General features: G+C 43.0%; 22 protein-coding genes. 21 read left to right on the forward strand and 1 reads right to left on the reverse strand.

From position 1 onward, the window contains the following. Nucleotides 1-171: 171 nt before the first annotated feature. From purE to purD, 12 genes are all read left to right on the forward strand, one after another. Nucleotides 172-660 (forward strand): 5-(carboxyamino)imidazole ribonucleotide mutase, encoded by a 489-nt coding sequence (gene purE / locus AC0VX1_RS02150; RefSeq protein WP_034306127.1) that lies wholly within the window; start codon nt 172-174, stop codon nt 658-660. Continuing rightward, a complete protein-coding gene (gene purK, locus AC0VX1_RS02155) occupies nt 644-1,804 on the forward strand; it encodes a 5-(carboxyamino)imidazole ribonucleotide synthase (RefSeq protein ID WP_413022680.1) in 1,161 nt (386 codons plus the stop codon). The genes purE and purK overlap by 17 nt, the downstream gene beginning before the upstream one ends. Continuing rightward, the gene (purB, locus tag AC0VX1_RS02160; RefSeq protein WP_034306123.1) at nt 1,801-3,093 is read left to right on the forward strand and encodes an adenylosuccinate lyase; all 1,293 of its coding nucleotides are present in this window, start codon (nt 1,801-1,803) and stop codon (nt 3,091-3,093) included. Before purK ends, purB begins: the two co-directional genes overlap by 4 nt. 103 nt (nt 3,094-3,196) lie before the next feature. Further along, on the forward strand, nt 3,197-3,916 hold the full coding sequence (purC, locus tag AC0VX1_RS02165) for a phosphoribosylaminoimidazolesuccinocarboxamide synthase (protein WP_412994239.1): 720 nt from the start codon (nt 3,197-3,199) through the stop codon (nt 3,914-3,916). Beyond that, a complete protein-coding gene (purS, locus tag AC0VX1_RS02170) occupies nt 3,909-4,163 on the forward strand; it encodes a phosphoribosylformylglycinamidine synthase subunit PurS (protein WP_034306118.1) in 255 nt (84 codons plus the stop codon). The genes purC and purS overlap by 8 nt, the downstream gene beginning before the upstream one ends. Beyond that, entirely contained in the window at nt 4,160-4,846 is a 687-nt protein-coding gene (purQ, locus tag AC0VX1_RS02175; RefSeq protein WP_048680628.1) for a phosphoribosylformylglycinamidine synthase subunit PurQ, read from the forward strand. The genes purS and purQ overlap by 4 nt, the downstream gene beginning before the upstream one ends. Next, nucleotides 4,830-7,049 carry a phosphoribosylformylglycinamidine synthase subunit PurL gene (gene purL, locus AC0VX1_RS02180; protein ID WP_475469694.1) on the forward strand — a complete coding sequence of 740 codons (2,220 nt, stop codon included), beginning with the start codon at nt 4,830-4,832 and terminating at the stop codon, nt 7,047-7,049. The genes purQ and purL overlap by 17 nt, the downstream gene beginning before the upstream one ends. Then, nucleotides 7,034-8,449: an amidophosphoribosyltransferase gene (purF, locus tag AC0VX1_RS02185; protein ID WP_048680621.1), complete on the forward strand. Its 1,416-nt coding sequence runs from the start codon at nt 7,034-7,036 to the stop codon at nt 8,447-8,449. Before purL ends, purF begins: the two co-directional genes overlap by 16 nt. Before the next feature lie 42 nt (nt 8,450-8,491). Beyond that, nucleotides 8,492-9,517, forward strand: coding sequence for a phosphoribosylformylglycinamidine cyclo-ligase (gene purM / locus AC0VX1_RS02190; RefSeq protein WP_413009486.1), 1,026 nt, complete (start codon nt 8,492-8,494; stop codon nt 9,515-9,517). Beyond that, complete coding sequence (purN, locus tag AC0VX1_RS02195) at nt 9,517-10,092, forward strand: phosphoribosylglycinamide formyltransferase (protein ID WP_413022678.1); 576 nt, start codon at nt 9,517-9,519, stop codon at nt 10,090-10,092. Before purM ends, purN begins: the two co-directional genes overlap by 1 nt. Before the next feature lie 18 nt (nt 10,093-10,110). Then, entirely contained in the window at nt 10,111-11,646 is a 1,536-nt protein-coding gene (purH, locus tag AC0VX1_RS02200) for a bifunctional phosphoribosylaminoimidazolecarboxamide formyltransferase/IMP cyclohydrolase (protein ID WP_413022677.1), read from the forward strand. Nucleotides 11,647-11,665: 19 nt separating this feature from the next. Continuing rightward, on the forward strand, nt 11,666-12,940 hold the full coding sequence (purD, locus tag AC0VX1_RS02205) for a phosphoribosylamine--glycine ligase (RefSeq protein WP_413022676.1): 1,275 nt from the start codon (nt 11,666-11,668) through the stop codon (nt 12,938-12,940). 45 nt (nt 12,941-12,985) lie between these two features. Here the strand turns inward: purD and AC0VX1_RS02210 are convergent, their stop codons facing one another. Then, nucleotides 12,986-13,252 (reverse strand): YgaP-like transmembrane domain, encoded by a 267-nt coding sequence (locus AC0VX1_RS02210; RefSeq protein WP_413009491.1) that lies wholly within the window; start codon nt 13,250-13,252, stop codon nt 12,986-12,988. A gap of 145 nt (nt 13,253-13,397) precedes the next feature. Here AC0VX1_RS02210 and AC0VX1_RS02215 point away from each other — a divergent pair, with 145 nt between their 5' ends. The 9 genes from AC0VX1_RS02215 to gatA all read left to right on the forward strand — a co-directional run bounded on the left by AC0VX1_RS02215 (nt 13,398) and on the right by gatA (nt 25,204). Then, entirely contained in the window at nt 13,398-15,143 is a 1,746-nt protein-coding gene (locus AC0VX1_RS02215; protein WP_413022675.1) for an adenine deaminase C-terminal domain-containing protein, read from the forward strand. Between the two features lie 43 nt (nt 15,144-15,186). Next, a complete protein-coding gene (locus AC0VX1_RS02220; RefSeq protein ID WP_098865634.1) occupies nt 15,187-16,224 on the forward strand; it encodes a DUF3048 domain-containing protein in 1,038 nt (345 codons plus the stop codon). A 26-nt stretch (nt 16,225-16,250) separates the two neighbouring features. Beyond that, on the forward strand, nt 16,251-16,565 hold the full coding sequence (locus AC0VX1_RS02225; protein WP_034306094.1) for a YerC/YecD family TrpR-related protein: 315 nt from the start codon (nt 16,251-16,253) through the stop codon (nt 16,563-16,565). 221 nt (nt 16,566-16,786) lie between these two features. After that, entirely contained in the window at nt 16,787-17,470 is a 684-nt protein-coding gene (pcrB, locus tag AC0VX1_RS02230; RefSeq protein ID WP_096338804.1) for a heptaprenylglyceryl phosphate synthase, read from the forward strand. Nucleotides 17,471-17,531: 61 nt separating this feature from the next. Beyond that, entirely contained in the window at nt 17,532-19,778 is a 2,247-nt protein-coding gene (gene pcrA / locus AC0VX1_RS02235; protein ID WP_034306090.1) for a DNA helicase PcrA, read from the forward strand. Between the two features lie 103 nt (nt 19,779-19,881). After that, nucleotides 19,882-21,888 (forward strand): NAD-dependent DNA ligase LigA, encoded by a 2,007-nt coding sequence (gene ligA / locus AC0VX1_RS02240; RefSeq protein ID WP_475469695.1) that lies wholly within the window; start codon nt 19,882-19,884, stop codon nt 21,886-21,888. Nucleotides 21,889-21,899: 11 nt separating this feature from the next. Further along, nucleotides 21,900-23,069, forward strand: a complete 1,170-nt coding sequence (locus AC0VX1_RS02245) for a CamS family sex pheromone protein (RefSeq protein ID WP_413022672.1) — start codon at nt 21,900-21,902, stop codon at nt 23,067-23,069. 371 nt (nt 23,070-23,440) lie between these two features. Then, nucleotides 23,441-23,731 carry an Asp-tRNA(Asn)/Glu-tRNA(Gln) amidotransferase subunit GatC gene (gene gatC / locus AC0VX1_RS02250; RefSeq protein ID WP_034306082.1) on the forward strand — a complete coding sequence of 97 codons (291 nt, stop codon included), beginning with the start codon at nt 23,441-23,443 and terminating at the stop codon, nt 23,729-23,731. Nucleotides 23,732-23,743: 12 nt separating this feature from the next. Next, a complete protein-coding gene (gatA, locus tag AC0VX1_RS02255) occupies nt 23,744-25,204 on the forward strand; it encodes an Asp-tRNA(Asn)/Glu-tRNA(Gln) amidotransferase subunit GatA (protein WP_458350892.1) in 1,461 nt (486 codons plus the stop codon). Nucleotides 25,205-25,207: the final 3 nt, after the last annotated feature.

A 25,207-nucleotide genomic window follows, 5' to 3' on the forward strand; every position in this document is an offset into this window, starting at 1 on the left:
CTAGCCAAGTCTTTTTGTATTCCAAAAGGGCTTTCTTTTCCGGACAGGTTGCTTTCTCTATGAGGAAGCAACCTGTCCGGTTTTTTAATTTACAATGAATTATAGATAAATGATAAGCGTCTGTCTGCATACTCGGGACGCCATAATATGAGTGTTGGAGGGAAAGATGATATGAAACCGCAAGTTGGGGTTATTATGGGTAGTGTCTCGGATTGGGAAACGATGAAGTACGCTTGTGAATCATTGGAACAGCTTGAGATCCCCTATGAAAAAAGAGTCGTTTCCGCCCACCGGACGCCGGATTTATTATTTGAATATGCAGAGAGTGCAAAAGATAGAGATATTAAAGTGATTATTGCCGGAGCAGGCGGGGCTGCACATCTACCAGGTATGACCGCCGCTAAAACGATTGTCCCTGTGATTGGCGTGCCAATACAGTCGAAGGCATTAAATGGGATGGATTCGTTATTATCGATTGTTCAAATGCCTGGTGGCGTACCGGTTGCAACGGTTGCGATCGGAAAAGCCGGCGCAGTCAATGCCGGTTTGTTAGCGGCTCAAATGTTAGCGGCTTTTGATTCTGACATTGCTGATAGGCTAGAGGCTTTACGAGACGAAACCAGAGAAAAGGTGTTACAGAGCAGTGAACAACTTAAATAATACAATCATATTACCGGGACAGACCATTGGAATTATCGGCGGTGGGCAATTGGGCAGGATGATGGCCTTGTCAGCTAAGGCATCGGGCTTTAAGATAGCGGTCCTTGAGCCGACTGCAGAAGGCCCATGTGCTCAAGTGGCGGATATTGAAATCATTGGTGCTTATGATGATATCGAAGCATTGAAAAGGTTAGCTGACGTCAGTGATGTCATAACATACGAGTTTGAAAATATCAGTTCGGAAGCCTTGGATTGGTTAAAGCAACATGCATTTCTTCCACAGGGCTCAGAATTATTAAAGTTGACACAGGATAGATTGACAGAAAAAAAAGCCATATCCGATGCAGGAGCTTCCGTTGCTCCATATCAGGAAATACAGGATATTTCAGAAATTTACCTTCATATAGAGAAATTAGGGTACCCTAGTGTGTTAAAAACGACGCGGGGCGGTTATGATGGAAAAGGGCAGTTGGTCATTAAGGAAGAAGCCGATATCAAAAAGGCTGAATCCCTGCTCAAAACAGGTATATGTGTGCTGGAAGCCTGGATTCCTTTCGTAAAAGAAATATCCATCATCGTGACGCGTAAGGCTGATGGCGAGATAAGTCATTTTCCGATTGCGGAAAACATTCATATTGAAAACATTCTTCATAAAAGCATTGTTCCGGCCCGTATCAGTATCCAAGCTGAACGGAAAGCTATTGATGAAGCTTTGCAGCTTGCAGAGAAACTTGATTTGGTGGGGACATTGGCAGTCGAGATGTTTTTAACCGCTCAGGATGATATCATCATTAATGAATTAGCGCCAAGACCACATAACTCAGGCCATTATACAATGGAGGCATGTGAGACTTCACAGTTTGAACAGCATATAAGGGCTGTCTGCAATTGGCCTCTCGGAAATACGGCGTTATTGAAGCCCGTGGTAATGATAAACATCCTTGGTGAGCATATCGAACCCTTGTTGGATGAAATTCCGACGCTTTCAGATTGGAAGGTTCACCTTTACGGTAAGAAAGAAGCCAAGCTTAAGCGGAAAATGGGTCATGTGAATATTTTACGTCCAACGATTGAGGAAGCTCTTTTGGAAAGTGATCGAAGCAAAATATGGAATCAACAGGTTGAAACGGAGGAAGTAAAATGATTGAACGTTATACCCGCCCAGAGATGGGAAACATTTGGACAGAAAAGAACCGCTTTAATGCGTGGTTGGAAGTTGAAATCTTAGCTTGTGAAGCATGGTCAGAGCTAGGTGTCATTCCAAAAGAAGATGTGAAGCTTCTTCGCGAAAATGCTACATTCGATGTCGACCGTATCAATGAAATCGAAAAAGATACACGCCATGATGTTGTTGCTTTTACACGTGCGGTTTCCGAAACGTTGGGTGAAGAACGGAAATGGGTCCATTACGGACTGACTTCCACTGATGTGGTGGATACAGCTCTTTCATATGTGATAAAGCAGGCGAATGAGATCCTTGCCAAGGATTTAAATAACTTCGTGGAGATCCTGAAAAACAAAGCGAAAGAACATAAATACACGGTTCAAATGGGACGTACACATGGAGTTCATGCGGAACCGACCACATTTGGGTTGAAACTGGCACTTTGGTATCAAGAAATGAAACGCAATGTCGAACGTTTTGAAGAAGCAAGAAAGAACATAGAGGTTGGGAAAATCTCTGGGGCTGTCGGAACTTACGCAAACATCGACCCGTTCGTTGAAAAATTCGTTTGTGAAAAGCTTGGCCTTGAAGCAGCGCCAATCTCAACACAAACATTGCAACGCGATCGCCATGCACATTATATGAGTACATTGGCTTTAATTGCGACATCTATTGAAAAGTTTGCAGTGGAAATTCGCGGCTTGCAAAAAAGTGAAACACGCGAAGTGGAAGAATTCTTTGCAAAAGGACAAAAAGGATCTTCTGCAATGCCTCATAAACGGAATCCAATCGGTTCTGAAAATATGACGGGTATGGCTCGTGTAATCCGCGGTTACATGATGACAGCATATGAGAATGTGCCATTATGGCATGAGCGTGACATTTCGCATTCTTCTGCTGAGCGCATCATCTTGCCGGATGCAACGATCGCATTAAACTATATGCTGAACCGTTTCAGCAACATAGTGAAGAACTTGACCGTTTATCCAGAAAATATGAAACGCAATATGGACCGTACGCTGGGATTGATTTTCTCACAACGTGTGCTGCTATCCCTTATCGATAAAGGACTTGTCCGTGAAGAAGCTTATGATACGGTTCAGCCGAAAGCGATGGAAGCATGGGAGCTTCAGGTTCCATTCAGAAGCCTGATCGAAAAGGATGATAAAATCACAAGCTTGCTTACGAAAGAAGAACTTGATGATTGTTTCGATCCTACACATCACCTGAAAAATGTTGATGTAATCTTTGATCGTTTAGGTTTATAAAAGTGAAGGCGGCAAACATGGCACCTTTAATGGTGATATTGTTTGCCAAGCCTGATCAATGGCAGGAAGATTCATAATATTCACAATGTGGGGGTCTGGACAGATGGAAAAACGAGAATTGTTGTATGAAGGAAAAGCGAAACAGATTTTTGCAACGGACAACAGTGAAATAGTATGGGTGGAATACAAGGATTCGGCAACGGCATTCAATGGTGAGAAGAAGTCAGAGATTGTCGGAAAAGGCAAGTTGAATAATCAAATTACTAGCTTACTATTTTCAAAGCTTGCCCAAGAGAATATCCCGTCCCATTTTATTGAAATGCTTTCCGAACGGGAGCAGCTAGTCAAAAGGGTATCCATCATTCCGCTAGAAGTCGTTGTCAGAAATACGGCTGCCGGCAGTTTTTCTAAAAGGACTGGCATTGAAGAAGGCCAGCCGCTCAAGAAAACGCTGATTGAGTTTTACTATAAAGACGACGAGCTCGGCGATCCTCTGTTAACGGAAGACCATATTGAAGAATTGGAACTTGCAAGCAAGGAAGATGTAGCGATTTTAAAAGAAAAGGCACAAGAAATCAGTATCGTCTTAACGTCTTTCTTTAAAGAATTGGACATTAAATTGATTGATTTTAAATTAGAGTTCGGCAAAACCCCGAATGGAGACATTCTGCTGGCAGATGAAATTTCACCTGATACCTGCCGATTATGGGATATTAACACGAACGAAAAATTAGACAAAGATGTATTCCGCCGTGATTTAGGAAGTTTAACAGATGCTTACGAAAAAATACTAGCAAAGTTGGAGGGCACTCAACATGTATAAGGTTAAGGTATATATCACACTACGCGAAAGTGTATTAGATCCACAGGGAGCAGCAGTGCAACAATCACTTCATAGCTTGACATATAACGAAGTTAGTGATGTTCGAGTGGGGAAATACATTGAACTTACAATTAAGGATACGGATCGTGATTTAGATCAACTTGTGAAGGAAATGTGTGAAAAACTATTGGCCAATACGGTAATTGAAGCTTACCGTTATGATGTTGAGGAGGTTATCACCCAATGAAATTTGCTGTCATAGTTTTCCCTGGCTCCAATTGTGATGTCGATATGTACCATGCGATAAAGGATGCACTGGGGGAAGAAGTGGAGTATGTTTGGCACTCTACAGACAATCTAGATCAGTATGATGGGATTCTCCTTCCTGGAGGTTTCTCTTATGGAGACTATTTACGCTCTGGAGCAATTGCACGCTTTTCGAATGTAATGGCTGAAGTCGTAAAAGCGGCACAAGCAGGAAAGCCTGTCTTGGGTGTCTGCAATGGTTTTCAGATTTTACTTGAAGCAGGACTTTTACCTGGAGCGATGCGCCGTAATGAAGGCTTGAAATTCATTTGCCGCAATGTAGGACTGAAGGTTGAAAATAACCAATCGATGTTCACGACAGGATATGAATTAAATGAAACGATTACGATCCCTGTGGCACATGGTGAAGGGAATTACTACTGCGATGATGAAACATTGGCTGAATTAAAACAAAATAACCGCATCTTGTTCACGTATGATGGTGAAAATCCAAACGGAAGCTTGGAGCAAATAGCGGGAATTACAAATGAACAAGGAAATGTCCTCGGAATGATGCCTCATCCCGAACGTGCTGTTGATTCGCTGCTTGGCAGTAAAGACGGCTTAAAGATTTTTCAATCCATCGTAAAAAACTGGAGGGAATCACATGTTATTACAGCTTGAACCAAGTCCGGAAAAAATTAAATCGGATCGATTGTACGCAACAATGGGACTATCCGATGATGAATTTGCAATGGTGGAGAAAATCTTAGGCAGACTGCCGAATTATACGGAAACTGGTTTGTTTTCGGTTATGTGGTCAGAGCATTGTTCCTACAAAAATTCAAAACCCATCTTAAGGAAATTCCCGATTACAGGGGAGAAAGTGCTGCAAGGTCCTGGTGAAGGAGCAGGTATCGTTGATATCGGTGACGATCAGGCTGTCGTTTTTAAAATTGAAAGTCATAACCACCCTTCGGCAATAGAGCCTTATCAAGGTGCTGCTACCGGTGTCGGCGGAATTATCCGTGATGTTTTCTCCATGGGAGCCCGTCCAATCGCGATGTTGAACTCACTTCGCTTCGGTGAGCTAGACAATGATCGCGTGAAATATTTATTTAAAGAAGTGGTTGCAGGGATTGCAGGATACGGGAATTGTATCGGAATTCCAACTGTCGGCGGAGAAATTCAATTTGATCCATCGTATGAAGGAAATCCTCTTGTCAATGCAATGTGTGTCGGTTTGATCGATCATAAGGACATTAAAAAAGGCCAAGCGCATGGAGTGGGCAACACAGTGATGTATGTGGGTGCCAAAACTGGACGTGATGGCATTCATGGAGCAACATTTGCATCTGAAGAGCTATCAGAGTCTTCGGAAGAGAAACGGCCTGCCGTACAAGTAGGCGATCCATTCATGGAGAAACTGCTTTTGGAAGCATGCCTTGAATTGATTCAAAATGATGCCCTTGTTGGCATTCAGGATATGGGAGCAGCAGGTCTTACAAGCTCATCTGCCGAGATGGCTAGTAAAGCTGGCTCAGGAATAAAAATGAACCTGGATTTGGTACCGCAGCGTGAAACGGGAATGACAGCATATGAAATGATGCTTTCTGAATCACAAGAGCGGATGCTGATCGTTGTCACTAAAGGACGCGAACAGGAAATCGTCGACTTGTTTACGAAATATGACCTAGAAGCGGTTGCTGTTGGTGAAGTAACGGATGATAAAAATCTAACACTTTCCCATCAAGGTGAAATCGTTGCCGAGGTTCCGGTTGATGCATTGGCTGAAGAAGCTCCTATTTATCACAAGCCATCTGCAGAGCCGCAATATTTCCGTGACTTCCAAAGCATGACGGCAGAAGTGCCAGTCATTGAAGATTATAAAGAAACATTGGTATCCCTATTGAAGCAACCGACAATTTCGAGTAAGGAATGGGTCTACGACCAGTATGATTACATGGTCCGCACGAATACAGTCGTCTCACCTGGATCGGATGCAGCGGTAGTGCGTGTACGTGGTACGAATAAAGCCCTTGCCATGACGACGGATTGTAACTCCCGCTTTATTTATTTAGATCCTGAAACAGGCGGTAAAATCGCTGTGGCTGAAGCAGCCCGTAACATCATTTGCTCAGGTGCGGAACCTTTAGCGATTACGGATTGCTTGAATTTTGGGAATCCAGAAAAACCAGAAATATTCTGGCAACTGGAAAAAGCGGCAGACGGTATGAGTGAAGCTTGCAGAAGCTTAAGTACTCCTGTAATCGGCGGAAATGTTTCCCTTTATAATGAAACGAATGGTGAAGCGATTTATCCGACGCCTGTAGTTGGAATGGTTGGTCTAGTCAATGACCTTAAGCACATCACAACACAAACATTTAAAAATGAATCCGATTTGATTTACGTGGTTGGCGAAGCGAAAGTGGAATTCGGAGGCAGTGAATTACAGAAAATGCTCGAGGGTAAAATCTTTGGACGCGCTCCAGAACTTGATTTGGACCTTGAACAAAAACGTCAGCAGCAAATTCTGACAGCAATCCAAAAAGGACTTGTTGCATCAGCCCATGACCTTTCGGAAGGCGGTTTGGCAGTGGCTTTATCTGAATCTTTATTCGGGGCAAGCAAACTAGGGGCAAAAGTGAAAATATCCGGGGAACCTGTATCTGAATTATTCAGTGAAACGCAATCACGATTCTTACTGTCCATCAATCCTGAAAATCAAGCGTCATTTGAAGCTCTTGTTGAAGATGCGATTTGCATAGGCTCAGTAACGGCTGATAATAAATTAGTCGTGGCAACAAGTGATAGCAAAGTATTGGAAGCGGACGTTGAAGATTTACAAACAGCTTGGAAGGGAGCCATACCATGCTTGCTGAAATAAGAAGCCTAAACGAAGAGTGTGGTGTTGTTGGAGTCTGGGGACATCCCGATGCAGCGCAGCTTGCTTACTACGGTTTGCATAGCTTGCAACATCGTGGTCAAGAGGGAGCGGGCATCGTCGTGACGGATGGTGAGCAGATGTCCATCTCTAAGGGCGAAGGACTTGTCACAGAGATATTCACTGCGGAAAAAATGCAGGCACTTTCCGGTAGCGGTAAAGCGGCAATAGGCCATGTCCGTTATACAACGGCAGGCGGCGGCGGGTATCAAAATGTTCAGCCTTTCCTGTTCAATTCTCATACAGGAGGGCTGGCCCTTGCTCATAATGGGAATATCGTCAATGCCCATCAATTAAAAGCACAGCTTGAAGGACAAGGAAGCATTTTTCAAACGACCTCTGATACGGAAGTTCTGGCCCATCTGATTAAACGCTCCGGCTACTCAGATGTAAGAGATTCTGTGAAGAACAGTTTAAGTATGCTGAAGGGAGCCTATGCCTTTGTCATCATGACCGAAACCCAAATGATCATGGCAAGAGATCCGCATGGCTTCCGTCCACTTTCCTTGGGGAAAATAGGCGATGCATATTTCGCTGCATCTGAAACATGTGCACTTGATATTGTAGGTGCAGAATTCATCCGGGATATTGAGCCGGGTGAACTCGTTGTCATTAATGATGAGGGAATCACATCCGAATACTTTTCGCTTTCCAGCCAACAGGCAATGTGCACGATGGAGTACGTGTATTTTTCCCGTCCGGATAGCAACATTGATGGTATCAATGTTCATACGGCACGGAAAAACCTTGGTAAGCAAATGGCACTCGAAACCAAAATTGAAGCAGACGTAGTTACAGGTGTACCTGATTCCAGCATCTCGGCAGCGATTGGCTATGCTGAAGCTGCGGGCATTCCTTATGAAATGGGCTTAATAAAGAATCGTTATGTTGGACGGACTTTCATTCAGCCATCACAAAGTCTGCGTGAACAAGGCGTAAAGATGAAACTATCACCTGTAAGAGGGGTAGTGGAAGGCAAGCGGGTCATAATGGTTGATGATTCAATCGTCCGCGGGACAACGAGCAGAAGGATTGTCCGCATGTTAAAAGATGCCGGAGCGAAAGAAGTGCATGTAGTAATCAGCTCACCACCGATCAAGAATCCATGTTTTTATGGCATAGACACGTCTAAAAAGGAAGAACTGATTGCAAGCTCAAAATCTGTGGAGGAAATAAGGGAAATCATTGAAGCTGATTCCTTAACTTTTCTAAGTGTCGAAGGTATGGTCGAAGCAATTGGACGACCGTTTCCTGGAGAAACGCGCGGTTCATGCCTAGCTTGTTTCACCGGAAATTATCCGACTGAAATTTTTGAATACGAACGAGAAAAAACAAAATGTTAATCAAGTCGGCAATGATGATTGATTTTCGGAGGAGGATTTCAAATGGCTAATGCATATAAACAGGCTGGTGTGGATATTGAGGCTGGTTATGAAGCGGTAAATCGAATGAAAAAACATGTAAAGCGCACATTTCGTCCAGAAGTAATGAATGGTCTGGGCGGTTTCGGCGGCATGTTTGATTTATCTTCCTTGAACCTTAAAGAACCTGTGCTCATTTCTGGTACGGATGGAGTGGGAACAAAACTTTTGTTAGCGTTCATGATGGATAAACACGATACAATTGGAGTGGATTGTGTAGCTATGTGCGTCAATGATGTTGTCGTTCAAGGTGCTGCACCTTTATACTTTTTAGATTATATTGCCTGCGGTAAAGCAGATCCTGAACGAATTGAAATGATCGTCAAAGGGATTGCAGATGGCTGTGAGCAGGCGGGCTGTGCTTTAATCGGCGGAGAAACGGCAGAAATGCCGGGCATGTATGAGACGGAAGAATACGATGTGGCAGGTTTTACTGTAGGTGCCGTTGAAAAATCACGTCTGATTACTGGTGAAGCGATTTCGGCTGGTGATGTCGTTATTGGACTCGCTTCAAGCGGCATCCACAGTAATGGGTATTCACTTGTTCGTAAAATCCTTCTTGAAGACTCAGGCATGGGGCTTCATGACTTCGTACCGGAACTGGATTGCAAGTTGGGTGAGGAATTATTAAAACCGACGAAAATCTATGTGAAGTCCGTTTTATCGACGTTGGAAAAATTTGAGGTTAATGGTCTTGCCCATATCACCGGTGGAGGATTCATCGAGAATATTCCGCGTATCCTTCCTGAAGGATGCGGTGTTGAAATCGAGCTTGGAAGCTGGGAAATTCCAACTATATTTTCATTCCTTGAAGAAAAAGGGAACCTTGTAAAAGCGGAAATGTTCAATATCTTCAATATGGGTATTGGGATGACGGCTGTCGTCAAAAAAGAAGTGGCATCGGATGTGCTAGCCCATCTAAAGTCTTGCGGTGAAGAAGCCTCAATTATTGGAACGATCGTGGATGGAAATGGAGTGTCGTTTAAATAATGAGACGCCTTGCTGTCTTTGCATCAGGTAACGGTAGTAATTTTCAATCAATTGCTGAAGCAATAAAAAGTGGGAAATTGGAGGCGGAAATCTGTCTTGTCGTATGCGATCGTGAAGACGCATATGTGCTTGAGAGAGCAAAGCTTGAGAATATTGACTCTTTCTCCTTTTCAGCAAAGAATTACTCCAACAAGACTGAATATGAATCGGAAATCCTGGAAAAACTTCGTCAGTATGAGATAGAGTTCATCATTCTTGCTGGTTATATGCGTTTGATCGGTCCGACATTATTACAAAAGTATTCACAGAGGATTGTGAACATCCACCCTTCACTTCTGCCGAGTTTTCCAGGCAAGGATGCAATTGGCCAGGCTTTTGATGCCGGAGTGAAGGAAACGGGGGTAACCGTTCATTATGTTGATGATGGAATGGACACAGGACCGGTCATTGCCCAAAAAACAGTGCCGATTCTTGAAGGGGATTCGAGAGACATCCTTCAAAAAAGGATACAGGAAATGGAGCATGACCTGTATCCATCAGTTTTGCAGGAGCTATGCCACAAGAAACTTACTTAATGGAGGGACCAACATAACATGAAGAAACGCGCATTAATTAGTGTATCGGATAAAACAGGTATCGTAGAATTTGCTCAAGGTTTAATTGAAGCAGGTTTTGAAATCATTTCTACAGGCGGTACCAAAAAAACGCTTCAGGAAAATGGTATTGAGGTAATTGGAATCAGTGACGTCACCGGTTTCCCGGAAATTTTGGATGGACGTGTTAAAACGCTTCACCCGAATGTCCATGGAGCAGTGTTGGCAAAACATGATGACAAAGGTCACGCAGCACAGCTTGCTGAGCATAACATTGAACCCATTCAACTTGTCTGTGTAAACCTATATCCATTCCAAGCGACTATTTCCAAACCGGAAGTCACTGTGGAAGATGCTATTGAAAACATCGATATCGGTGGACCGACAATGCTTCGTTCTTCTGCTAAAAACCACGAATATGTGACTGTTATCGTTGATTCCAATGATTATCCTACCGTGTTGGCTGAGCTGAAACAAAACGGCGGGGTAACAAAAACCACGAATCGCCGCCTGGCTGCAAAAGTTTTCCGTCATACAGCAGCATATGATGCAGTTATTTCAGAGTATATGACAGAGCTTGCCGATGAAGAAAATCCTGAATCATTGACTGTTACCTATGAATTGAAACAGTCGCTTCGTTATGGGGAAAATCCACATCAAAAAGCCGCATTCTATAAAAAACCGCTTGGTTCCGTTTTCTCAATTGCAGAAGCGAAGCAATTACATGGAAAAGAACTATCATACAACAACATCAATGATGCTGATGCAGCACTTCAAATCGTAAAAGAATTCAATGAGCCTGCTGCAGTTGCAGTCAAACATATGAATCCTTGCGGCGTCGGCGTCGGTGCGACTATTTTGGAAGCATATGAAAAAGCTTATGAGGCAGATGCCACTTCCATTTTCGGTGGGATCATCGCTTTGAACCGTGAAGTCGATAAAGCGACTGCGGAAAAGCTTCATGAAATTTTCCTTGAAATCATCATTGCCCCTGGGTTTACACAAGAGGCAGTGGAAGTATTGACAAGCAAGAAAAACCTACGTTTATTAACGATCGATTTTGACGCTGTTAAAAAGCCTGAACGTAAATTGACATCCATTGAAGGCGGATTGCTTATTCAAGATCGGGACGCACATAGCTTAAAGGATGCAGAGGTAAAAGTGGCAACGAAACGTGAGCCTACACCTGAAGAGTGGAAAGCCATGGAACTTGGCTGGAAAATCGTGAAACATGTCAAGTCGAATGCAATAGTGGTTTGTAACGATCAAATGACATTAGGTGTTGGCGCAGGTCAAATGAACCGTGTGGGAGCTGCAAAAATTGCTCTGGAACAAGCTGGGCAAAGAGCGACAGGAAGTGCATTGGCATCAGATGCATTCTTCCCAATGGATGATACTGTAGAAGCGGCAGCAAAAGCGGGCGTCACGGCAATCATTCAGCCTGGTGGATCTGTTAAAGATGAGGATTCGATCAAGAAAGCTGATGAATATGGGATTACAATGGTGTTTACAGGAATTCGTCACTTTAAACATTAATCAAAAACGAGGTGCGATAATGAATGTACTAGTAATTGGCCGGGGCGGCAGGGAGCATGCCATAGCCCGCAAACTATTTGAAAGTAAACGGGTTGGGACCGTTTTTGCAGCACCGGGAAATCCAGGGATGACCGATGTAGCGACTCTTGTCCCAATTGATGAAAACAATCACAGGGAATTGGTTGCCTTTGCCAAGAATAATGCAGTTGAATTAACGGTGATCGGGCCCGAAACACCATTGTTGAATGGACTTGCAGATGATTTTGCGGAGGCAGGATTACAGGTATTTGGCCCTAATGGCCGTGCTGCTGTCATCGAGGGAAGTAAATCCTTTGCTAAGGATTTAATGAAGAACTATAGCATTCCGACAGCGGAATATGAAACATTCTCTGATTATGATTCAGCAAAAGCATATATCGAAAAAATGGGTGCCCCCATTGTCATAAAAGCGGATGGTTTGGCAGCAGGAAAAGGTGTCGTAGTTGCTATGACGATGGAAGAGGCGTTAGACGCCATCCATGATATGCTAGTGGGAGCAAAGTTCGGGGAAGCATCTGCCAAAGTCGTTATTGAGGAATTCCTTGATGGCGAAGAATTTTCATTGATGGCATTCGTTAATGGGGAAAAAGTGTATCCGATGGTCATTGCTCAAGATCACAAGCGGGTTTTTGATGGAGATCAGGGTCCGAACACAGGTGGAATGGGTGCATATTCACCGGTACCGCAAATATCCGATGAAATGATCCAGACTGCAGTCGAAACGATTCTTAAACCCACGGTAAATGCGATGATTTCTGAGAATCGGAGTTTTACAGGAATATTATATGCCGGGTTGATCGCCACTGAAAAGGGCACAAAAGTCATTGAGTTCAATGCCCGTTTTGGCGATCCGGAAACGCAAGTCGTTTTACCTCGTCTAAAGACAGACTTCGTAGATACGCTTGAAGCGGTTCTTTCTGGAGAGGATTTACAACTTGACTGGCATGAAGAGGCCGTGCTCGGAGTGGTCGTCGCAGCTGATGGATATCCAGGGGAATATAAAAAGGGATCTATCATTAAAGGCTTGGAAAAGATTGATCCGAAAGCCCATGTTTATCATGCTGGAACGGCTCTCAATAATGAAGGGAACTTCATCTCGAATGGCGGACGTGTACTTCTGGTTGCTGCAAAAGGGAAAGATTTGGCCTCTGCGCAAGCTGAAGTATATAAAGAGTTAGGGCATATTGAGAAAGACGGTTTATTTTGGCGAACGGATATTGGCTACCGAGCAATAAAATACAATTTTTCATCATAATATAAAGAAGCTGACTCTAAGCGGAGTCAGCTTCTTCTATAAGACTTAATATGAATCAGATTGATTCGATTCATTTTCCTGTTTTGGTTCTTTTGTCATCAAGTTTTGTCCGTTGTCCATCGCATCGACGACAGGACAATAACGGAGGATCCCTTCACCTATTTTCATGGCGGAAAGCATGGCCACGATTATATAAGATTGGTTTTTCCATGGTTTTTTCACCATTTTAGCCGTAGCCCATGTTAGAAATGTAAAACCACAAGTAATTCGCATTAAAGCATTTATTATACTGATATTTTGTTTAAACTTCATATAAAATCCATCCCTTCACAAAAATTTAACAATAATCTGGATAACATTACTGTTCTAATGGGGCAAGTATGTTACTATGAAATAAAATTGGATTGAAAATGGTTTTTTTCATACACTGTTTCTAATAACTTATGGGGGAATGTTTATGCTTGAACAGCGCTATAGATGGAAAAATAAACATCTAAGAGAACATATAGATGTGCTGGATGGCAATAGGGCACCACACATTCTGCTAAAAAATACGACTTATTTAAATCAGGCTTTACGAAAATGGGTAAAAGCGAATATATGGATATATGAAGATCGCATCATATATGTTGGCGATAAGCTTCCTGATAATATAGACCGCTGTGAAATGGTCGACTGTACAAACCAGTACTTGGTTCCGGGTTATATTGAGCCGCATTCACACCCTTCTCAATTATATAATCCCCTTTCTTTTTCACGTTATGCATCTCATTTTGGCACAACGACATTGATCAATGATAACTTGCCGTTTCTATTGCAGTTAGATAAAAAGAAAGCGTTTTCTCTTTTGAAAGAATTACGTAACATTCCTGTAACAATGTATTGGTGGAGCCGTTTTGACGGACAAACGGAATTGATCGATGAAGATATGGTCTTTTCCCATGGAGCCGTCAAATCATGGCTGGAGCATGACGCCATATTACAGGGCGGGGAACTAACTGGATGGCCGAAGCTTCTCGATGGGGATGACATGATGTTGCACTGGATTCAGGAAGCCAAGCGAATGAGGAAGAAAATAGAAGGGCACTTTCCGGGTGCTTCAGAGGAGACTTTAGCAAAAATGACCTTGTTCGGCGCCGATTGTGATCATGAGGCAATGACAGGTGATGAAGTCATGTCACGCTTGCTGCAGGGCTATTATGTATCGTTAAGACATTCTTCGATCCGTCCGGATTTACCAAAGCTGATACAGGAAATCCATGAACTGGGCATTGATCATTATGACAAATTCTTTTATACGACAGATGGATCACCGCCGTCCTTTTATGAAGGTGGTTTCATAGACTGCTTGATCAAAATAGCGATAGAGCATGGCGTTCCGGTCATCGATGCCTACAATATGGCGACCATCAACATCGCACGATATTATAACATTGAATACCTTCATGGCAATATTGCCACAGGGAGGGTGGCGAACATCAACTTCCTGACCGATGTAAAGGAACCCGCACCGGTTTCGGTAATGGCGAAAGGGAAATGGGTGAAAAGGGATGGTGAGATCATTCGGGATAAACAGGAAATCGAATGGAGTGATTTCGATTTTAAACCGCTCGATCTTGATTGGGATCTCAGTTTAAAGGAAGATTTTGAATTTTCCATGCCGTTCGGGATAGAACTGGTTAATAATGTAATTACGAAACCATACTCCCTTGCCAATGATGTTGGGCATGAAGAACTGAACTTTGAGGATGATGAATGCTTTTTCATGCTAATCGACCGGGAAGGGAAATGGCGCATCAATACGATATTAAAAGGGTTTGCGGACAAATTGTGTGGCTTTGCTGGCTCTTATACAAATACAGGTGATATCATACTGATCGGTAAAAGGAAAAAGGATATGCATTTGGCATTTAACCGGCTGAAGGAAATTGGCGGTGGAATCATTTTGACGGAACAAGGCAAGGTGATTCATGAACTTCCTCTGAAATTAAAGGGAGTCATGTCGACCAAGGAGGTTCCTGAATTGATAAAAGAAGAAAATGAATTGAAACATTTGCTGCGGGAAAGAGGTTATCGCTTCGCCGATCCTGTGTATACCCTTTCATTCTTTTCGACAACCCATCTGCCATATATAAGGCTGACCCAGCGAGGAGTATATGATGTAATGAATAAAACTATACTCTTTCCCACTATAATGCGTTAAAATATAAGAGAAGAAATGGCTAATAAATCAGAGGAGTGGAAAGATGAATTTTAAGAGAGTTCTTTTCATCGTTATTGCTATTTTACTGCTGGCAGGCTGTTCGACGAAAGAGGATCCTGCATCGGATGACAGTAAGCCGAAAGATCAAGCTGTCATCAAAAATACAGATGTGAAAAATGAACCTTCCAATGAGTTTCCACTTACAGGTATGGCCACCGAAGCAGGCAGTGAGCGAAGGGCTGCAGCAGTGATGATTAATAATCATCCGGAAGCACGCCCACAATCGGGCCTCTCAGAAGCCGATATGGTTTACGAAATGCTCGCAGAAGGTGACATAACCAGATTTTTAGCTATCTTCCAAAGTGAAATGCCTAGTCAAATCGGTCCGATTCGGAGTGCAAGGGACTATTATATCGAATTGGCTAAAGGCCTTGATTGCATCTATGTCTGTCATGGGTATAGCCCCGAGGCAAAGACCATGCTGGACAGAGGGTATATTGATAACTTGAACGGATTATATTATGATGGTACTTTGTTTCAACGTTCGGCAGATCGAAAAGCACCGCATAATTCCTACACCTCCTTTGAGGATATCGAAAAAGGTGCAAAGGAAAAGGGTTATGAGTTGAATGGTGCACCGAAGCCTTATGCTTTCCTTACAGAGGAAGAGGCAGCTGGACTTCAAGGGGAACCGGCATTGAAAACCGAGGTTTCCTACGGATCAGACGAGTATGATGTACAGTATGAATACGAAGCCACGGAAGAGAAATATAAACGTTATTCGAATGGAGAGCAAACAGTCGAGCATAAATCGAATAAACCTATTTTACTGGATAATATATTGATCATTGAGGCTGCTCATCAAGTGATCGACGACAAAGGGCGTCGAAAAATCGACTTGAAAAGTGGCGGAAATGGTTATTTACTTCAAAAAGGAAAAGCGAATGAAGTAGAATGGGTGAATAAGGATGGTCGTATTACACCAGTGAAAAACGATAAAGAGGTAGGGTTGGTTCCAGGGAAAACTTGGATCAATATTATTCCGGATGAACCTGGTTTAGTAGGAGACGTCTCATTTTGATACCCATGAAATTGAGGGGGAGTAACATGCAAATTGATAAGTTAAGAGGAAAAGAAACGGATCAGCTGTTCAAGTCGATCCTTTCCTTGCGTGATTTGGACGAATGCTATCGATTTTTTGATGATCTATGCACAGTTAATGAAATTTCATCATTGGCACAGCGTCTTGAAGTAGCCCGCATGCTTGAAGAAGGAAAAACCTATCATAAAATCGAAACGGAAACAGGTGCAAGCACAGCTACGATTTCCAGGGTCAAACGCTGCTTGAACTACGGAAATGATGCTTATTCCATGGCTCTGAACCGTATTAAGGATAACGTAGAGGAAACAACTGAATCATAATTCTTTCGATTATAATAAAAAGCTGGGGAATTCATTTTCCCGGCTTTTTATTTTGTGTCCAGCACGCTCATTGCCGGCTGTCTTTCAGCCGTATCCATGTTATATTGGATTTTAGATTAAAAGGTTCCATTTGGTAATAACATTTTATCGATACTTCTCTTTTTTAATGAAAAATCTTAATGCTATAATGGTGTAATGGGAAGTGTGAATGGAGGATTATAATGTACGATTTTCGCGAGTGGAAACATGTTTTCAAACTCGATCCAAATAAAGAAATAAGTGATGAGGCACTTGAGAAAGTCTGTGAATCCGGTACTGATGCAATCATGGTCGGGGGAACGGATGGTATCACGCTTGAGAATGTGCTTCATTTAATGGCACGTGTCAGGCGATATACGGTCCCATGTGTGATGGAAATTTCTTCAGTTGAAACGGTGACGCCAGGGTTTGATTTATATTTCATTCCGAGTGTCCTGAATAGCGCCAACCCGGATTGGATGATGAAATTGCATCAGCAAGCAGTCAAGGAATACGGATACCTTTTGAATTGGGATGAAATTTTCGTTGAAGGGTACTGTATCCTGAACCCTGGGTGCAAGGCGGCCCAATTGACAAAAGCCAATACTGATTTGGATATGGATGATGTGGGTGCATACGCGATGATGGCGGAAAAGATGTTCAACCTGCCGATCTTTTATTTGGAATACAGCGGTGATTATGGCGATGTCCAGATGGTGGAAGCGGCCAAAGAGAGTTTGGAAGATACCATACTATTCTATGGCGGTGGGATAAAATCGGTTGAACAGGCCAAAGAGATGTCCAAGATTGCGGATGTCATCGTTGTCGGCAATGTGATTTATGAAGATTTGAAAGTGGCCCTTGCAACAGTTACGGCAGTTAAATGAAAACATGTAAGAAATATAGTATACTAAAATAGAAACGAATGTTCGTATAGGTGGTGTGATAATGCAATATTTAGCGGAAAAATTATTAATTGGTTTGAATGAACAGCAACAAAAAGCAGTGAAAGCAACAGATGGTCCACTTTTAATCATGGCTGGGGCAGGAAGTGGAAAGACGCGTGTGCTGACTCACCGAATAGCTTACTTGATGGTCGAGAAGGAAATAGCGCCTTGGAACATCCTTGCAATCACGTTCACCAACAAAGCGGCACGTGAGATGAAGGAGAGGATCCGTGCCATACTTGGCGGTGCATCCGAAGATATCTGGATTTCGACTTTCCACTCGATGTGTGTCCGTATTCTACGAAGAGATATCGACCGTATCGGATTTAATAGGAACTTCTCGATATTGGATACGACGGATCAGCAATCGGTCATAAAACAAATCATGAAAGACCGTAATATGGATACAAAGAAATATGATTATCGTGCCATTTTGGGCAGCATCAGTTCAGCGAAAAATGAATTGGTCGGGCCGGAAGAGTACCTGAAGACGGCGTCTGATTACTTCACTAAAGTAACGGCCGATGTTTATACGGAATATCAAAAACGGCTGCGCAAAAATTCAGCGCTCGATTTCGATGATTTGATCATGATGACGATTCAATTGTTCCAGCTCGTACCTGAGGTGCTTGAATATTATCAGCGTAAATTTCAATACATTCATGTTGATGAGTACCAAGATACGAACAGGGCTCAATACATGCTTGTTAAATTATTGGCTTCACGCTTCCGTAATCTCTGTGTTGTCGGGGATTCCGATCAATCGATCTATCGTTGGCGCGGTGCGGATATTGCGAATATCCTTTCATTTGAAAAAGATTATCCGAATGCCAACATGATTTTCCTTGAACAGAATTACCGCTCGACGAAAAAGATCCTTGCAGCTGCGAATAAGGTCATCGATAACAATCAAAACCGTAAGCCGAAAAATCTTTGGACCGAGAATGCAGATGGCAATAAGATATTCTATTACCGTGCGGACAATGAACAAGGGGAAGCGCAATTCGTAGCCGGAAAGATAAATGAGTTAGTTCAGGACGGCAGCAGGAAGTATTCAGATATAGCAATACTTTACAGAACGAATGCACAATCACGTGTCATGGAGGAAGTTCTGCTTAAATCCAATATTAATTATGCAATAGTCGGGGGCACTAAGTTCTATGACCGTAAAGAGATTAAGGATTTACTTGCCTATCTTCGACTTATTGCGAACCCTGATGATGACATCAGCCTTCGCCGTGTAATCAATGTGCCAAAACGCGGAATTGGTGCAACTTCGATGGACAAAGTGGCAGATTATGCAGATCAATATGATGTTTCCATATATAAAGCACTGGAGTCTGTGGAAATGGCAGGGATAAGCGGGAAGGCCACCAAAGCGGCAAGGGAATTCCATACGCTGATCACTAATTATACAAATCAGCAGGAGTACTTATCCGTGACGGAACTTGTGGAGGAAGTCATCGAGAAAACCGGTTACCGTGAGATGCTGCAGGCAGAAAAAACGATTGAATCACAAAGCCGGCTTGAAAATATAGATGAGTTTTTATCTGTTACGAAAGCATTCGAAGATAACAGCGAGGACAAATCATTGGTGGGCTTTTTGACTGACCTGGCGTTGGTGGCCGATATAGACCAACTTGACGAGAATACCGAAGAAGCTACAAATACGGTAACGTTGATGACATTGCATTCAGCGAAGGGACTTGAATATCCGGTAGTCTTTCTATTGGGCCTTGAAGAGGGGGTTTTCCCTCACAGCCGCTCTCTCATGGATGAAGAGGAGATGGAAGAAGAACGCCGCCTGGCTTATGTGGGAATTACAAGGGCCGAAAATGAACTATTCATAAGCAATGCCCAAATGCGGACATTGTATGGACGGACGAGCATGAATCCCGTTTCACGTTTCATCAGTGAAATACCAGAGGAACTTCTAGAAGACCTAAAACCGAAACCTGCTCCTAGGGCTAGGCAAACGCCTTTCAGCTCTTCGAGGACCGGGTCTCCTTCAACGGCTTCAACAAGAAAAGTGCCTGCCTTTGGAAAAGCTGTTTCTGCACCATCCGCAACGGGCGGTGAAGAAATTGGCTGGGCTGTCGGTGACCGTGCCTCCCATAAAAAATGGGGTATAGGAACCGTGGTGAGCGTAAAAGGGGAAGGCGAAGGAAAGGAATTGGATATTGCCTTTCCAAGTCCAATCGGCATCAAACGCCTATTGGCGAAATTTGCACCAGTTGAAAAAGCATAAGCTATTAATATGCTCCTGCTGGTAAAGAATAGGGATATCTGACTTTAGACACCGCTCTTCTATCAGAAGTGCGGTGGAGTCTTCTTTAGAAAGGATTGAACGTATGGACATACAAGCTGCAGAGAAGAAAGTTCTGGAACTGCAAACGTTATTGAACCAATACAGCTATGAATATTATGTGATGGACCAGCCATCAGTACCTGATGCTGAATATGATCGGCTGCTACGTGAACTTATTGGGTATGAGGAGAAATTTCCGGAACTGCAAACGGCGGACTCGCCGACACAACGGGTCGGTGGCGCCATTTTGGATATGTTTGAAAAGGTGGAGCATACCACACCGATGCTTAGTTTAGGCAATGCCTTCAACGAAAGTGACTTGCGGGATTTCGACAGAAAGGTCAGACAATCTGTAGGTGACGATTTTTCCTATGTATGTGAATTGAAAATTGACGGACTTGCCGTCACACTTCAATATGAGAATGGATATTTCGTAAGAGGGGCAACCCGTGGAGACGGAACGATCGGTGAAGATATTACCGCCAATTTGAAAACGATCAAGTCGATCCCATTGAAGCTGCGGGAGCCAGTTGCCATAGAAGTGCGCGGTGAGGCATTCATGCCAAAAAAATCATTCGAATCATTAAACAAGGCTAAGGAAGAACGCGGTGAGGAACCATTTGCCAACCCGCGAAATGCCGCTGCCGGCTCGTTAAGGCAGCTTGATCCGAAACTTGCTGCGAAACGGAACTTGGATATTTTCCTTTATGCGATTGCCGATTTGGGGGAAACGGGGGTCCGTTCCCATAGCGAGGGTCTGGATTTATTGGATAGACTCGGGTTTAAGACGAACCGGGAAAGAAAAACATGCTCGAATATAGAGGAAGTACTGGCCTATATAGTAGAATGGACGGAACAACGTCCAAACTTAGCCTATGATATTGATGGAATTGTCGTAAAGGTGGATTCCCTTGAACAGCAGGATGAATTAGGTTTTACTGCAAAAAGTCCACGATGGGCCATTGCTTATAAATTCCCAGCTGAAGAAGTCATTACAACCCTAAGGGATATCGAGCTGAATGTGGGCCGTACGGGTGTATTGACCCCGACTGCCGTTTTGGATCCCGTCCGGGTAGCAGGTACGACTGTGCAGCGAGCTTCACTTCACAATGAAGACTTAATCCGTGAAAAGGACATCAGAATCGGAGATCAAGTGGTTGTGAAAAAAGCGGGTGATATCATTCCAGAGGTAGTCAATGTACTGGCAGAGCGCCGTACAGGGGAAGAAGTCGAGTTTCAGATGCCGACTGAGTGCCCTGAGTGCAGCAGTGAACTTGTCCGGCTGGACGGGGAGGTTGCTTTACGCTGCATCAACCCGAAGTGTCCTGCACAAATACGGGAAGGTTTGATTCACTTTGTTTCCCGTACAGCTATGAATATAGACAGTCTTGGTGAAAAAGTGATTAGCTTGTTATTTAAAGAAGAACTCATACAAGATGTGGCTGATATTTATAAGCTTACATACGATCAACTGATTGCTTTGGAAAGGATGGGGGATAAATCCGTCACTAAACTTCTTCAAGCAATCGAAGCTTCGAAGACCAACTCGTTGGAAAAATTACTATTCGGGCTGGGCATTCGCCATGTTGGTTCCAAAGCTGCCAAGACGCTTGCGAGGGAATTCGGGACGATGGAAGCCTTAAGCAAGGCGAGCCGTGAAGAACTAACGGCCATTAATGAAATAGGCGATAAGATGGCTGATTCCATCGTAGCTTATTTTGAATTGGAAGAAGTCCATGCATTATTGAATGAGCTGGATGCAGCCGGTGTGAATCTTTCTTTCAAAGGGCAAAGAGCTGTTGCTTTAGAAGATATCGACTCTTTTTTTGCCGGTAAAACAGTCGTTTTAACGGGAAAACTGCATCAGTTAACACGTAACGAAGCTAAAGAGAAATTAGAGGCGCTAGGAGCTAACGTTGCTGGAAGTGTCAGCAAGAAAACCGATTTGGTCGTAGCTGGTGAAGATGCCGGTTCCAAACTGGAAAAAGCTGAAAGCTTAGGCGTCATGGTATGGGATGAAGAGAGACTGATTGAGGAACTAAATAAATAAGAGGTGTAGCTATGAGGAAACACTCCATTTTGGGGATGATTCTTATACTGCTTCTTGCTGGATGTGCGCCTAGTTTCGAGGATAAGCAAGAGGTAGTTCAAGACTCCAAAGACAAAAAAGAAACGGCAATTATTCCGAAGTATAAAATTTCGGAAGAATATTATCAAACAATCCTACCGTTTGAACCATCAAAGGCACGCGGTTTGGTCGTATCCAATCTAAATACCAGATACGACATTGAAGAGTTCGAAAATGGATTGATGCGGTTGGCCCAAACCCAATTCGACCCGGAAGATTACCTTTTTCAAGAGGGGCAAATGCTAGATAGTTCCAAGATATCTTCCTGGCTGAACAGAAAATATACCGATAGTCAGTTGAAAGAAAAGAAGATGAAGGCCTCAGAGAACCTTGGCTTGAATCCGGTTGATCCGGGCAAGGGTGACATTGATAAGCGGAATGAAGAAAATCCGATCTATCTTGCCCATATTTTAGAACATAATTACTTGGTCAAAACAAAAGATAATTCAGTAAGCCTTGGCGGAGTTGTAATCGGTCTTGCGTTGAATTCAGTGCATTACTATCAAAAAGAGGCATTCGGTGCCACCTATGAAAAAAAAATCGATAGTAAAAAGCTAAAGCAAGAAGGGGAAAAAATTGCTGCAGAAGTTTTAAAAAGGCTGCGTAAAATGGACAAGCTGAAAAATGTTCCGATTACGATTGCCTTATTCGAGCAAAATGAAAAATCTTCAGTAGTCCCTGGGAATTTCATTTCCTATACAAATATCGATAAAAACTCGAACAATATTGGGAAATGGACGAACTTGGACGAAGAGTATTTCCTATTTCCTTCTGCTGCTGCTGAAAAGAAATACCGTGATGACGTCAATACTTTTACGAACTTTAAAGAAGATGTCGAAGAATACTTCCCTAACTTTAACGGAGTCATCGGCAGGGCGTTCTATATGGATGATCAATTGCAAAGCCTGAACATCGATATCCCCATTCAATTTTATGGGAACTCGGAAGCGATAGGCTTTACCCAATATGTTGCTGGGCTCATAATGGAACGTTTCCCGAACTATATTGCCGTACAGGTATCCATTACGTCTGTAAATGGACCTGAAGCGCTCATAGTCCGTGAAGCGAATCAGGACGAACCAACCGTTCATATATACGAATGAAAAAAGGATGAAGCTTAGCGGCTTCATCCTTTTTTTCGACTGGAATCTATTTCTAGTGAATGTCAATATAATCTTTAACAATGAACAAAGATATATAATGGAAAGTAAACCCTTCCATCTTAGGGAACAAGTGCTTTAAAAAGGCAACATTTGTCGAATTTTAAAAGCCTTATTGTCATTTCCCCGGAAATTCCGGCAACTTTCCCATATTTCCCGGAAAATATCTCTTTTTCCTTATGAAATAATTGAATTTCGACATTGTATCTCTTGTTGCTTTACTGTGCAATAGTTTGATATGATTTAAACGATGATTATATGGAGAAAAGCGACGAAATTCAGTCGATTTGGATATTTTTTCGGAGGTGAAGAGAATGTCACGTATTTCTATGGAACAAGTTAAACACGTTGCCCATTTGGCCCGATTGGCCATTACGGAAGAAGAAGCAAAACAGTTTCAGCATCAGCTTGACCAAATGATTTCATTCGCGGAGCAGTTGAATGAGCTTGATACGGATCAAGTAAACCCGACTTCTCACGTTTTGGATATGAAGAATGTTATGCGCGAAGATGTCGCAAAACCAGGATTGCCAGTGGAAGAAGTAGTTAAAAATGCACCGGATAGCAAAGAAGGATATATCCGTGTACCATCAATAATTGAATAAGGAGGGACAATGATGTCGTTGTTCGAACAAAAGGTTTCTGAGCTTCATGAACGATTACATAAGAAAGAGATAAGTGTCACTGATCTTGTGGAAGAATCGTATAAGCGAATCGGACAGGTAGAGGACAAGGTGAAGGCATTTTTGACACTTGATGAAGAAAACGCCCGCAATCAAGCAAAACGTTTGGATGATCAATTGGTAAAAGGCGAGAACGAAGGCGCTTTATTTGGTATGCCAATCGGAGTGAAGGATAATATTGTCACTAAAAATTTACGTACGACTTGCGCGAGCAAAATTTTGGAGAACTTTGATCCAATCTATGATGCAACCGTTGTTCAAAAGCTACAGAAGGCAGAAACGGTTACGATCGGTAAATTGAATATGGATGAGTTTGCGATGGGTTCTTCCAATGAGAACTCCGCATTTCAAGCAACACGCAACCCTTGGAATACGGAATATGTGCCAGGCGGTTCTTCGGGTGGTTCAGCTGCATCTGTCGCTTCCGGTGAAGTCCTATTCTCTTTAGGTTCCGATACGGGTGGATCGATCCGCCAACCAGCGGCATATTGTGGAGTCGTCGGCTTAAAACCTACATATGGACGGGTTTCCCGATTCGGCCTTGTAGCATTTGCGTCTTCATTGGACCAAATCGGACCTGTTACAAGAACTGTTGAAGATAACGCTTATTTGCTTGAAGCGATCTCCGGAGTAGATCCAATGGATTCGACCTCTGCTAATGTTGACGTGCCGAATTTTGTGAATTCATTAACAGGCGATGTTAGAGGATTGAAAATAGCTGTGCCTAAAGAATACCTTGGTGAAGGCGTTGGTGAAGAAGCACGTAATTCCGTACTTGAAGCGTTAAAAGTACTAGAGGGTCTTGGAGCTCAATGGGAAGAGGTTTCCTTGCCGCATTCCAAATATGCTTTAGCTGCCTATTATCTGCTATCTTCATCGGAAGCCTCGGCTAACCTTTCACGTTTTGACGGTGTTCGTTACGGACATCGGACAGATAATGCAGAAACTCTTATAGAAATGTATAAGCAAACCCGTGCAGAAGGATTCGGTGACGAAGTGAAACGCCGTATCATGCTTGGAACGTTCTCCTTAAGTTCCGGTTATTATGATGCTTATTATAAAAAGGCTCAAAAAGTACGTACATTAATCAAAAAAGACTTTGAAGATGTCTTTGAAAAATATGATGTGATCGTTGGGCCGACTACACCTACGCCTGCATTTAAAATTGGTGAAAAAGTCGACGATCCATTAACGATGTATGCGAATGATATCCTGACGATTCCAGTCAATCTTGCTGGCGTACCGGGTATATCCGTGCCATGTGGATTCGCAGCGAATGGTCTTCCGCTTGGACTGCAAATGATTGGGAAGCATTTTGATGAAAGCACGATTTACCGCGCGGCTCACGCATTTGAGCAAGCAACAGATTTTCATAAACAATTTCCTAAGCTGTAAGGG

The organism is Peribacillus sp. QJM3NY_7, from assembly GCF_056173225.1.